This window comes from Candidatus Clavichlamydia salmonicola (genome assembly GCF_015356765.1).
In the GTDB taxonomy this organism is placed as follows: domain Bacteria; phylum Chlamydiota; class Chlamydiia; order Chlamydiales; family Chlamydiaceae; genus Clavichlamydia; species Clavichlamydia salmonicola.
In genome coordinates this window covers 1-14,103 of the sequence record NZ_WTCQ01000010.1, presented here as the reverse complement: position 1 = coordinate 14,103, position 14,103 = coordinate 1, and the positions used below count along the sequence as shown (strand labels likewise).

Sequence of the window (14,103 nt, the reverse complement as noted above, 5' to 3'; positions counted from 1 at the left end):
AAAAGAAATAGAAACAAAAAACAATAAAAGTAAACAAGCACTAATCAAAGCTATTTATTTTTGTGTTATGAATAATTATTTCATATATAAATCTCAAATTAAACTAAAGCAGGCTTACGAAGAACAATTTCTCTCCATATTAAATCAATTAAATGCATCTTTTTGTGTAGAGGTTGGTTGTCCATGTAATCCTGATGAGCACTCTCCTATTTTAGTAAAACTTGTTTCTGCTATTAAAAAATTATATCCTGCAGATGCACAGAATAACATATCTTCCTGTCCACACTATTTCATATGCCTAAAAAATACGCCAACAACACCTGCCTTATCTTTTGAACTTTACGACCTTCCTTCTATAACAGTAAACAATCTTCTGAAAGTCAAATTAAATCATGTAAAAAAAATACACCTACATTTCCAAAAATTATTGACCCTAAACACTGTGGCAGTAGAAAAATGCTCCTTTCTTGATATAAAAAAACAAAAATCAGCTTCCATAAGTTCTTTAATTCCTTTTTTATATTTACTAATGAAATATAATCAAAACCTGTTCAAATATTGTTTTGAAGAATCATTTCACTCTTTTGCTATATACCAAAATATACAAGCTTCCATCTCAAGCAGCTTAGAATTATTAAAACAGTCCCCTTTTAGCGTTACAGACTTAACTAATATAGAGCCTACAACAGATGAAAATCCTCTTTGCAAAATGTTTATATCAATTTCAAAAGAAAGACCTCATTTTTTTGCCCCTGTATTTTTAATTTATTCTTTAAAATTCAAAATTTCGCCTTCTTACAACCTTTCTTACACCCTTAAACATAATCAAAACTTACATGAATTAAGGCATGCTATTTTCTTCGCATTAACTCAATCTATAGAATTTGCTTATACTTTACTAGACTCCCCTTTTCAACAATTTACCATGTTTTCTAATCAATCCCAGCGTAAAAAAATCTCCCTCATAGACAACAAGGCTGATCTCCTTAACAATTTATATGTAGGTTTTTCTGAAAATTATTCATTCTATAAACACAATAAAACAAAAATCTTACCACCTTCAAAAGCTTCCTCACTACTAACTAAATTAAAAAAGCTTATGGAATATATAAAATTTGTAGCAAAAGAATGTAATACAATATTACCAATAATCACATCTCACTCCATACTAGAACATTTAACCTTAAGTTGTTCCATCAAACAACCACAGCCCTTCATCCATAACAAGACATCATTCACAACTGATAATGGTCAAACATTTATAAAATCTATATTCACTGAAACATCAAACAAAGTCTTTCATCTAATACCTGTATTCAGCATTCAAACATCGAAGAACTCTAGCACTTCTACATCTTTAGCTCTTAATTATACACTTTCTTATTCTCTAATAACTAATGCCACCAATAAGTCTAAAGGATACTATCATTGCAGAAAAATTTTTTATAAAACAAAACAAGTGTTATCATTATTATGTAAAAAATCCATTTCTGAGATACCTCCACTCTTTTTTATAAATCCATTAAACAAACAAAAAGAGACTCTTGATCTAAAAAAAATGCTACTTATAGCATTGGCAGGAATAGAAAATAATTGTGCATTTTTATCTAAATACTACCCAGCATTAATTGAAAATACAGAAAAATATAAGCCCCTAGAAGACTTTTCTATAAGCATTACGCTCATAAAAAACAGGCTTACACTATTGGGAGAGCCAATCCCTCCTTCAGCACCTTCTGAAATACTTAAAAACATATTACAAGATGGCATTAAACAGTATAAACAAACAATTCCTAGCCTAAATGACCTAGAAGATCTATAAAAAGGATAGAAAATAATTTAAAAATAGTTTAAACAAAAAATATCTATTAAATTACAATTTAGCGTTATTTCGTTTAATCAAAAAAAAATTGAAATGATATTTTTTTATGCCTTATTTTACTTTAAGCTATCCTAGCACTTCTAAAACAGCTCTTCACTCATCTTTTATCGTCAAAGAGAGCTCTGAATCCTTGAGTATTAAACAAATTCAAGAATTAACCTTATTAGTTCATGATATAGTTAATAAACATTTGCCTTGTGTAACTGTTCCCTCTTCATTCCCTTTAGAACCATCTTTACATACAAACACCTACAAAATTATTCAAGATGTACTTTTTCCATTATCAGAGCTCTTAAATGAAGTCGAAATCAGCCCAAAAACTCAATCCTCTATAGCAGATTTAAATTGTTCTATTAATTCCTGCTTACTTAAATCTAATTCATCTGAATTTCATCAGCCTTTACCATCAGTCACAGAAGCAATCATAAGTTATTGGAAAAGAGATGGATCTCATTTAGGCGATGTAATTTCAGAAAAAAAACAACGAACTGCCTCGACAGAAATAGAAACTATGCTAGAAGACTATCTAGCACCAGCTGTAAACATTACTGATGATGATTTTTTTTCAGATATAGAATTACCTACTCCTGAAGTAAGCACCTTAGTTCCTATCATTGAAGTAATGAAAGACAGCAACTGTTTTAAGATTATCAACAAAAAAACTAATGATCCAATTAAAGAGCTAAAACTTCTTCATAAAAGCATTCAGAATGTATTAGACAAAAAAATTTATCACACCATTGATAACAATGAGGCTCTCTCATCAACAGCTGATGCTATTCATAACACTTTGCTAACCATGTTATCCCTACTTAATAGTCAAGATCACCTACTAATTTCAATCGTTGATCATGAACAATACTTTCAATTAACAAAGGATCATGACACCCTCACACAACATCTAATAAGTGTATTAAAAGAATCAAATGTTAGCAATCAACCTACTCAAAGTACAAAAACTCATCATAAAAAAAAAGAATCAACTCAAAAAATTTGCAATTCTTCTTTAAAGAAAAAAAATAAAAAATACAGCATTTACCAAATATTTCATTAGCACAAGAAGCATGCTTTCTTAAAATTCACAATGCCGAAGCAAAATGCTGTGAAATATACCCTTGGACAGCAAAAAAATATCCTATCTGCACTGAATTATTAAAACATTTGGATCATAATTTACAATATGCTACTCATTATCTATGCCATATAAAGATTAAAGAAGTTGCTATCGAAAATAGCGACGACAAAAAAGAATTGCTAAAAGTATTATATTTAATCGCTAAAAGCTCCTATCTTACATACAAGGAAAAGGGCAAGCTCAGAACTATTCATGAAGAAGCATTATTGCAATTTTTAGACAAGGTCAATATAGCTTTTTGTCAGGAAATGCAAGTAGAGCCCACTCCTTTGGAGCACTCCAGTATTTTATTAAATTTACTCCCTTCAAAATTAGACAGGCCTTCATCTTCTGAACCTGTAAAAATCTGTGGATTTACCCATTATCAAATACGATTTACAAAAGAAAAATATCGTTCCACAATAGCTTTTGCACCAAGTAATTATCTAAAATCGAATTGGGCAGACCTTCTGAAAGAAAAAATGCACCTCACAAAAAAAATGCTTACTACAATTCAAAAATTACTCACTTTTGATCACATAAACATAATAGCTAATAACATCTTGGATCTAAAAGATGAAAAATCTGTATCTGTAGATGCATTAATTCCTCAGTTACATTTATTAACAAAATATAATCAACAAGTTTTTAATCTATATTGCCCTCTTGCATTACAAACATCTTCAAGATACCAAAACACTCAATTATATCTTTGTGAAATACAAGAACTCCTTAAGAAAAAAATTGATGATGATTTATCTGATGCTATGCCTAATAAAGCTGAAAACCCCCTCTGTATAATTAATGAAAAATGCACTTATCCAACAAGCCAGCCTGTATTTTTTTCTCATCTCTTTAAGGTAAATGCTTATAAAGCTCATGATGGTTTTTCATACTTTTTGTCTTATAAAACAAAAAAAAATAAAAATCATAAGGAGCTTAAAAGCACAACAGCTCATGCTCTTTTATCTACAATACGACACATTTATGCATTATTAGATCAGCCTGTATCTTTAATTTCATTCACTAACGATCCATTCCAACCAACATCATTAAGTTCAGTGACAACTAAGGATCAATTGCTTAAAATTTTATATGAAGGATGTTGTGAAAATCTTTTATACTATCAAGAACATCAAGATCTTTTATTAACTCTTCCTAAGAAAAGTTATATACTATCACAACTCAAGGAGGTTATTGAAAAAATTAAAGAGAATGCTGCTACAGTAAACCTACAGTTACCCAGCATTGATGACGCTCTTATACTGAAAAAAATAGCTCAATATTCCTTAGAAGACATTGAGGATGATAAAATACAAGATTAGAGATAAATCCTACTTCTCAATAAATAAAATATTCAAAAGGGCTATAGTAATAATTTAACCTACAGTTTTTTTTTTTAATGTTATTGTTTCTGAAAATATTTATAGAAATTTCTTTTTATGCCTTACTTTACACTAAGTTATCCTCAGACTTTTGAAGCTAGCACTCCTAACTCTTTTATTGTCCAAGAACTTCAAGAAAGCTTAAGTTTAGAAAAAATTCAAACCTTAACCTTGCTTGTAGAAGAAATCTTTAAAAAACATCTCCCTTGTACTGCTGTGCCTTCTTCATTCCTTTTAAACCCATTAAGCCACAGTAACTCTCTTAATATTGTTACAGATGTGCTTGTTCCCTTAACAACGCTTTTAAATGAAGTCGAGATCACCTTAAAAAATCAAACCTATATATCTGCTTTAAATTGTGCTATTAACTCATGTCTACTTAAATCTAATGCTCTTGAATTTGTTCACCCTTTACCACTAATTACAACTGTAAAAAGCCCTTTCCTTGAAGAAAATTTAACTAACTTCGAAGAAATAAGTTCAGGTGCAAAAAAAAGATCTGGATCTCCTTTACAAGATATGACATGTACAAAAAAACAATGTACTAATGTAAGTAAGAAGGATGAAGATTTATTCCTTGATATAGAAACTTTACTTTGTGATTATCAAGCCCCAAACTTACACATCGACCCTCAAGACTTTTGTTTTGATCCACCAGGGCCTAGTATTTTGCCTACTTTTGAATGCCCTATAATTGAAATCATGGCAGAACGCAAGCGTTTTATAATTTCTCATACAAAAACCCATGATCTATTAGGAGCCTTACAGCACCTTTATCAAGGCGCCCAATATGTATTAGAAGAAAAAATATATCTTACTTCTGGGCAAGAAAGCTCCCCTCTTTCAACAATTCATGCATATCATAACACATTATCAGCTCTTTTATTCTTACTCAGCAACCAATACTTTCTTTTTAACCAAATACCTAATGAAATGGAACGTTTTCTTCTTAAAGAAGAATTTACACTCATGATTCAAGACATTTCTCTATCTTTAAAATCAGAAGGATTTACAGAACAAACAATCAATCAACTACAAAAAACCGCCCTTCAAGATTCTTCACTAGAAGAAGCTGCTAATATAGCCCCAAGTCCTCAATCGATATATAGCATTGAATCCTCTAACAATAAGAAATCAATACCCTCCATATCGCTAAATGATCACACAATTTTTTTAACAGCTTATACCCTCAATACTGCTGCTTTCTATATAGATGTACACACAGGAAAAAAATTTCCTTCCTGCAATCCTATCTTAGCTAAAATTAATCAATACCTAGAAAATGCCTCTTTCTATACTTGCTTAAAACCTATTAAAGAATTTCCATTACAATCAAGTGATAAAAAAACAGATGTATTGCAAGCTCTCTATATAATAGTTAATAATAATTACCATTCTTATAAAAAATTAGTAAAAATAAAACCACATAATGAACAAGCATTAAAATTGACTTTAGATAAAATTAATGCAGCTTTTTGCGAGAAAATGGGCCTAGAAGTTAATCCTAATGAGCACTCCTCTTTATTATTAAACCTATTTTCTAAAACTACAGATAGCAATGCTAGTGCAAAAACTTACACATTTATCCACTACCATTTACGCTTAAAATTAAAGCAAAAAGAACACTTATTAATAATAGAATTTAATCATTACTCCACATTATCAAAGATGGATTTATTAAAGAATCAATTGAAGTATATGCATAAAATATTCAAAGCAATAAAATCCTTATTAAAATTAGACGTTGTAACGATTCGAGCAAATCAAATTCTAGGAATAGAAGATCAAAAAGCAGTGCCTATCACTTCCTTAATTCCTCAATTACACTTATTAATGAAATATAATAAACAGGCATTCCAAGCACATCAGCAGAATTTAGAAAACGTTTCTTCACGATATTCTTCTACCTTAAACCTTCTTAACCAAATGCTTGAGCGTCTTAAAAAAGCAACTTCTAATGATTCAGATATTTCTGATTCAGAACCTATTGAAAGCACTAATCCTTTATGTCAAATCAATCCAAAGCCACATATAAGCGAACAAGCAATAAGCTTTTCATCTGTTTTTTTTAGCATCGTACGCCATGGATCGTATTATTACTTGTCTTACATGCATAAACATATCCTCAGTCTTATAGACCTAAAATACGCAACCTCTAAATCATTACTTGCTATTTCACAAGATTATCTCAAATTATTAGATACACCATTGTCTAATATTATATACTTTGAAGACCCTACTCAATCTAAAACTCCAACAAAAATTCAAGATAATGCTCATCTTGTTACAATTTTATACAAAGGATTTAGCGAAAATTTCTTTTATTATAAAGAGAATCATCACAAATTATTATCAGGAAATAAAAAATCGATTGTATTAAAAAGTCTTGAACTAGCTTTAAACACAATAAAAGAAAAAGCATCTAGTCGGGGAGTACTGCTCCCCATGATTGTAAACGCAACCACTCTTAAAAAATTCGCTGCTCACTTGGTAGCTAATCCAGAAACAAAAAAAAATAAACTCTCACAAAAGTTAAAAAAAATAGATTTTCAGCCCTCAAAAGAAACAATAAATTATATCACCCCTATATTTTGCATAAAAAACAGCATAGCTTTCAATTCCAAAAACTCTGACATCCCTGTAATAACTTATTATCTCACTTATCAATTACGAATAAATTCTATCTCAGCATCTCATAATTATACTAATCCTCGTAACACATTAACTTCTAATCTAAAAATTATTAAACACTTGTGCTTAGCACAGAAAAATGCTACTGAAAAAATAAAATATACCCCTCCTTTTTCGCCGCATTCCACGCTTGTGAGCAAAAAAGAAGCTTTAAAAATTATATATGCAGGATTGAATGATAATCTGAATTTCCTGTGCAAATACTATCCTACCCTTATGCAGAAGACCTTATTGTATCAAGTAAAAGAAGATACTTTAGAAGCTATTGCACTTGTAAAACAAGATTTAAAAGATGATCTTCCTCCTTTAAAAACCTCTATACTTAAACAAATCTTGCTACGAGGAATTTCTAATCAAAAAAACTGTTACCCTAGCTTAAAAGATATCTCAGAAAATGAGCAATATGAATCAAACTCTGATTAAAAAAATAAATATTCATTAATGATATTAATTTTAAACATGTTTTTTATTTCTATTCAGTTATAATTTTTTCGTTATACTTTGATAAATTCGTTAAAGACTCAATATTTTTTGCTATATGCCTTATTTTATTCTTGATCAACCAACAACCTCATCACCAGGTTCTGAGCTTTCATTTGCTATTAAAGAAGCTTATTTAGAATTAAATGCAGATAAACTAAATTCTCTTAGACTAATAGCTCAACATATTATTAATCATCATGCTATTTGTACTTCAGTACCATCTTCATTCCCATTAAATACTTCTGTACACAATAACACCATTGAGATCCTAAAAGACGCTCTCTGCCCTTTTTTAGAAATAGAAACCAAAGATCTTTTAACCCCAACTACAAAACAAGCCCTTCAGGATCTACAATCTTTTATAAATACTTACTTACCTAGTGTAGATTTATCATTATTTCAACAAACCCCACCTACACCTCAATCTCAACACTCTAGAAAAAGATCTCAAAAACTATTGTCCGTTAGCAGCAAGATACAAAAAGTAATGCCTTTTTCAGAAGAACCGCCATCACCAATAAACAATAACCCCACACTGACCTTTTTGGACGAAGCCTTGCTTCTCTTAGAAAATACCTCTGAACCTTTTTTTGATCTAGAAGAAGCTATAGCCTTCATAGATAACCAAGAATGGACTTCAGTTGAAGAAAATAATTTAAGTGTTATTGATAACGCACCACACTCAGAGAAAAGTCATACCCAAATTACTTCTATAGAATGTAATGCAGAGTCGTATCAAACGCTTACATCACAACCTGAAACAAATGCTGAAGCCTATTCTCCCATATGCTTAAAGACTATCAATTTAGAAAAAATTGCACCCCTACTAGAAAACAAAGCATTAGATTTATCTCAAACAAACAACTCAACCTTTATTAATCAATCTTCATTAAAAACGATGCTTCAGCTAGAAAAAAATACCTACACTCTTCCTATGATTGAAATATCAGCAAAAAACAATCGATTTATTCTAGTAAATCAAGTGGTTAGAGATATAACCCACTATCTTCAATCTATCCATGGAGATGCTATCTATATTTTAGAAAATCATATATTTTTTTCTGATCATTCGAATAAAAGCCCCGAAACAAAATCCAGAGCCCATCTCCATCATTACACTTTACAAACATTATTAGACTTATTACAAACAAATAATAACCTTTTTCAACTCATACCTGACAGCGAAGAAAAACTGCTTACCAAAGAACAACATAACTCTCTTATATACAATATCACTGAATCTTTATTAACAGAAGGTTTTAGCTGTCAAGCCCTGCTCAACACTTCATCTGAGCTCTTCACTCCAGCAATACCTTTTTTAACTACTCCAGATAGCAAATTTATTGATTTATCTGAAACATCTCAAAAAGAACGAATAGCTGCTTCATTAGAACCTAAGGTATTACCTATAAAGAAAAAATGCTCTTCTAAAAAAACAACAACCAGTGGCAACAGTACACTAACTTCTTCTTCTATTCCTACTTCCTTAGCATTAGCAAAAACATCTTCTGGAAAAATTTCTTCACTGTTAAGTGATGGTATATTTGCTCAGGTAACATTTTCTCAAAAACAAGAAGCGATAATTCATATACATCGCGCCAAAAAAAAACTTATTTGCGCTAAGTTTTTAAAAAATATTAAAAAATGCATGGAACAAGCAATTGTATATATTGTAGCTGAACCTATTCAAGAACTTTCATTAAGAATGAGTTACGACAAAATAGAATTATTAAAAGCTCTGTATATAATAACAAGTATTAATTATTATAATTATAAAATTAAAGGAAATCTTAGAAATAATAATGAACGCGAATTAATTGCATTAATGAATGAAATCAATGTGAATCTTTGCAAACACACTAAAGAAACAGTTGATCCTGATAAACATTCTTCGATTTTAATTAATCTCTTTAACATAAAAGAACACATTCCATGCTCTGATATAGGGAAAAAACAATGTTGTTGCTCTCTTTATCAAATACAATTAAAACATCGCTATCAACAAACTCTTCTTTGTATAGATACACATAATTATCCTGAGCTAACTTGGATAGATATAATGCACCATAAGAAAAAATACCTTTCTATCTTATTGTGTACTATTCAAAAAGTATTAAAACTAGGTACAGTCGAATTAAAAGCCAATGGCATCTTAAATGCCCCAGATCAGAACCAGGTTCAAGTTGTAGAATTGCTGCCTTATATATACACACTAATGCAATACAACCAAGATATGTTTATGAAATATTTTGCTCCTGCATACTCAGAATTCCCAGTGTATATAAACACAAATAAAATTCTACACAATATTCTTCAACTCCTAGAAAATGAAGCGACTAATCATAGTATAACACTCCCTAAAATAGATCTTTCTAAGACAACAAACCCTTTAACACTAATAAATACTGCTTTTCCATCTATAGAAAGCAACGCTTACTACTTTACATCACTCTTTTCCATTCAACCATGTTTCACAACAACAACGCCTTTATACCACCTTTACTACAGAAACAAAATTTATCATAATCACAATCACCTTAGACATAAGGTATTCCTATCTCTATCTTTGACGCTAAAAAACACACTCATATTATTAAAAAGCGTCTCTCCCCAAATCTTCTTTTTCAACGACCCAGAAATGCCTACAACATCAATAACTGTCTTAACCCACGCTCATCTTCTACAAGTACTTTATCAAGGACTTTCCGAGAATTTTTTCTATTACAAAAATCATAAAGATATATTTTTACCAAGGAAAAAACAGGACATAATCTTATCTCAACTCAACACTATCATTCACCAAATAACACAGGAAGCAAACTCTCTAAATGTCACACTACCAATAGTCCAAGGGGCATGTTTTCTGGAAAAAATAACTGCTCTTGCTAAACAAAAACACAATCCATCAATCTCTCATCTCAAAACTAAACCTATCATCAAAGGTAATAAACCTGGGCATATATTACCTTTATTTAAACTTACAACTACCAAAAAACATACTCTGCCTGTAATTACTTCTTACACATTTGCATACTCTTACAAAAAAAATATTTTTTCTGCACAACACCTCTTTGCGCATGGACGTCTCTCTTTTCACAATACTCTTACATGTATTAAATCTTTATGTACTGAAGCTAAAGCCACAGACTTATTCTATTATATTCGAGAAATTGGAAGCGCAAAAATAATGACTACTAAACAAGAATTATTAAAATTGTTATCAGTAGCTCTTAAAGATGGCCTTCTCTTTTATACTAAAAACTACCCTAATTTTTTAAAGATAACCTCGAGCTATCACCTTCAAGAAGACCTTAAAAACACCATCGCCCTTGTAATTGAGCATTTAGATGAAAAATTCATTTCAACCCCCGGCAGATCCAAACTGCAACAATTACTCGATACAGCGATCTCTCAGCAAGATCTTTCATTTCCTTCGTCAGTTAAATTAACAAATTCAAAATAAACTTATTTTTGTATATTATATCTTTTGTTCAACTCTGATATTATAAAAGATAAATTTTTTATATTTTTATTAAGCATGCCTTATTTTATCATTAACTACCTCACCCCCACAGTAGGATCAGAGGCATCTTCTTTTATTATTGAAGAAGCAGAAGGCCCACTAAGCTCCGAAAAAATTTCTTTATTAAATGAATTAGTGCAACAAATTATATCTAAACATATGCCCTGTGCAGCAGTACCTGTATCATTTCCACTAGATTTATGCTTGCATCAAAATACTCTTGCAATCTTACAAGACGTCATGATCCCACTAATAGAATCATTCAATGAAGCTGGTATTACCTCAGAGAGCCAAGGGCCAATAGAAAAGCTGAATAACATTATGAATCTATGCTTCTTTAGAGCTGATCTGTCCTCGTTTCAGCAAGATCTTCCTTCTATTAATCCCCCTCTTACAACTGTAGAAGCACCTTTGCAATCCAATACAACTTTTCTTCAACGATCTATCAAAAGAATTGGCTCTCCATTAATGACTTCCCTACACAACAAAAAAATACACCTAGATATTGAAGAAAACAGTACCTCTTTTTCTAGCAACGACTCCTTAACATCTCTTGAGGAACTGTTTAAATTACCAGAAGCAGATTTCTTACCTGTAATAGATTCAGAATCTTTTTTTCATGCAGAAGACAACTCTTTGACAGTAACAGTACCACCTACTTTAAATACTAACTCTTCTCAATCTACTACAGAATTTATCTGCATAAATATTTTAGAAGGAAATAAACATTTCCAATTTACGCATATAGATCCAATGGACCCTAACATCTATCTAGAACATTTATACCAAGGAATTGATCTAGTCCTTACTAACCAAATCTATCTGTTAGACCCTTCTGATGAAAATTCTCAACAACATTCACCCTCTTACCTACACCACCAATCACTTTTGTTACTTTTATCTTTACTTAATAAACAAAAACATATCCTTTCTCTTATCGTTGATAAGAACGAATGGATGGCATCTACTGCTCATCATGAACTTTTAACCAAAGAAATTACTTTAAGCTTACAAGATGTAGGATTTACTCAAAAAATCATAGAAACCACAGAAAAAGAAACTTTTCCAAAAATTATTAAGGAACAAACAGATATACAAGATAAAGTAGCTGTCCGTTCAAATATTCTTACAGAAAAATCCCTTGCTAAAGAAAATATTTTTCTTACCCCTACCTGCCTAAGTAATGGTATGTTTCAGATTTATATAAAAAAATATCATCGACTTGTTCACCCCTCTAAATTTATAAAAAAGATAAAGAACTACCTAAAAAACGCAATTGGATATACATGTAATTTAAATATTAAAGAAATTCCATTAAAATGGGCAAACTCAAAAACAGAAACATTAAAAATAATTTATCTGTTAACAAAAAATAATTATTTCTTTTTCAAAGAAAAATCTAATCTTAAAACACAGACACATTCTGAATTCCTACTATTATTAGACTTAATCAATAATAATTTTTGCACCCATGTTAAAGAAAAAGTCAACCCTTCTGCACATTCAAAAATCTTACTCGACCTCATAACACCTTATGGAAGCCCTATATCTAGCAGCATACCAATAAAAACCTGCGCCTGCACTCATTATCACATGAGATTATATACTATTCATAATCAAACAACCTTCTGCATAGAAAAACACCTTTATCTTCAAGACACATGGAACACTCTCTTAAGGTATAAACATATTTGCCTCAAATCCACGCTTACATACATCAAAAAATTATTGACTTTAACCTCTGTTAACGTCACTGCTACTGATAATCCTATCTTAAAATCTGAAAAAAATGCTGATGTTGCAGCATTAATTCCCTCTTTATATTTATTAACAAAATATAACCAACAAATGTTTAAAAAATACCTAGAACCACTATACCCAACATTGAATGTATGTTCTAAAATCTATATTATATTGGAAGATATTTTAAAAACTCTTGCAAACTCTAATCTTAATAAAGATATTTCTCTTTCTAAAACAGACTTTTCAATAACTAATAACCCTCTTTTAGAAATTAATACTCCTGCTATAATAAGTAAAAAACAGCATTTTATTGGTCATGCATTTGTTATTCAACACTACAAGAATCGATATCACATACATTATACAACAAAGCTCAATCAATCTTTCTCTGGACTAAAAGATAAGCTTTCCTTTTCCCTCAATGCAACAATTAAATCTGCTCATACCCTCTTAAATTGCTCTTCAATTGATAATATTACATTTATTCCAGATCCATTTAACCCAAAAAACATTCACAAAATTACCACCATTGAAGAACTTCTTTTAATTTTACACCAAGGATTATATGAGAATTTTTTTTATTATACGAAGCATAATATCTTTTCAAAAAACGGAAAAAAACTTACAGAAGTTACTAATATTATTGATGCTTTAAAACAAAAGTCTATTTTATTAGGTCTCACCTTACCTTTAATAAGTAACGCATCTATACTTAATCAATTAACCCAAAATGAATTAAAAAGAGATCCTCATCTAGCAGAAGCAACAGTCAACGAGAATAAAGGCCCTCTTTACCTACTTCCTCTTCTTACTGTACAGAAAAAAAATCTTAAAAACCACTCAAGTCTAGGAGAACCCTCTTCGATCTTTACACTTTCCTATCACACACAATGCAGCACTCTAAGTCCAGTGCATGCTTATGGTAATGGTCGTTATTCAATCAGTAAAACTTCTGAACATATCGCAACTCTATGCGATAAACACACCCACAACAACTTTATTTTTCACTACAAATCTCCCTTGGTTACTAAAAAAGAATCCATCGATAGTAAAAAAATGCTTATACTTTTATTTCAAGGCCTTAATGACTCTATCAGCTTTTTTAAAAAATATTATAAAGATTTCACTATATGTCCACATGAAAATAACCCTTTGCAAACTCTTCAAAAAACGCTTGCTTTAGTAACTCATTCACTAGACGGAGACATACCTTCGACGAGTGGCCCTTCGATGCTTGAACAAGTATTAAAAGACAAAATAAGCAAAACAACTAATGCAGTCC

Annotated in this window: 6 protein-coding genes; all 6 read left to right on the top strand. The window is 30.6% G+C overall.

What is annotated here, in order from left to right; translation table 11 throughout:
• A partial coding sequence (locus CLAVI_RS05150) for a hypothetical protein (RefSeq protein WP_228547651.1) occupies positions 1-1,822 on the top strand: 1,822 nt, incomplete at its 5' end.
• Between the two features lie 106 nt (positions 1,823-1,928).
• The gene (locus tag CLAVI_RS05145) at positions 1,929-2,936 is read left to right on the top strand and encodes a hypothetical protein (RefSeq protein WP_194844529.1); all 1,008 of its coding nucleotides are present in this window, start codon (positions 1,929-1,931) and stop codon (positions 2,934-2,936) included.
• 107 nt (positions 2,937-3,043) lie between these two features.
• Complete coding sequence (locus CLAVI_RS05140) at positions 3,044-4,321, top strand: hypothetical protein (protein ID WP_194844528.1); 1,278 nt, start codon at positions 3,044-3,046, stop codon at positions 4,319-4,321.
• Positions 4,322-4,438: 117 nt separating this feature from the next.
• Positions 4,439-7,495, top strand: a complete 3,057-nt coding sequence (locus CLAVI_RS05135; RefSeq protein WP_194844527.1) for a hypothetical protein — start codon at positions 4,439-4,441, stop codon at positions 7,493-7,495.
• Between the two features lie 115 nt (positions 7,496-7,610).
• A complete protein-coding gene (locus tag CLAVI_RS05130) occupies positions 7,611-11,018 on the top strand; it encodes a hypothetical protein (protein ID WP_194844526.1) in 3,408 nt (1,135 codons plus the stop codon).
• A gap of 75 nt (positions 11,019-11,093) precedes the next feature.
• A partial coding sequence (locus tag CLAVI_RS05125; protein ID WP_194844525.1) for a hypothetical protein occupies positions 11,094-14,103 on the top strand: 3,010 nt, incomplete at its 3' end.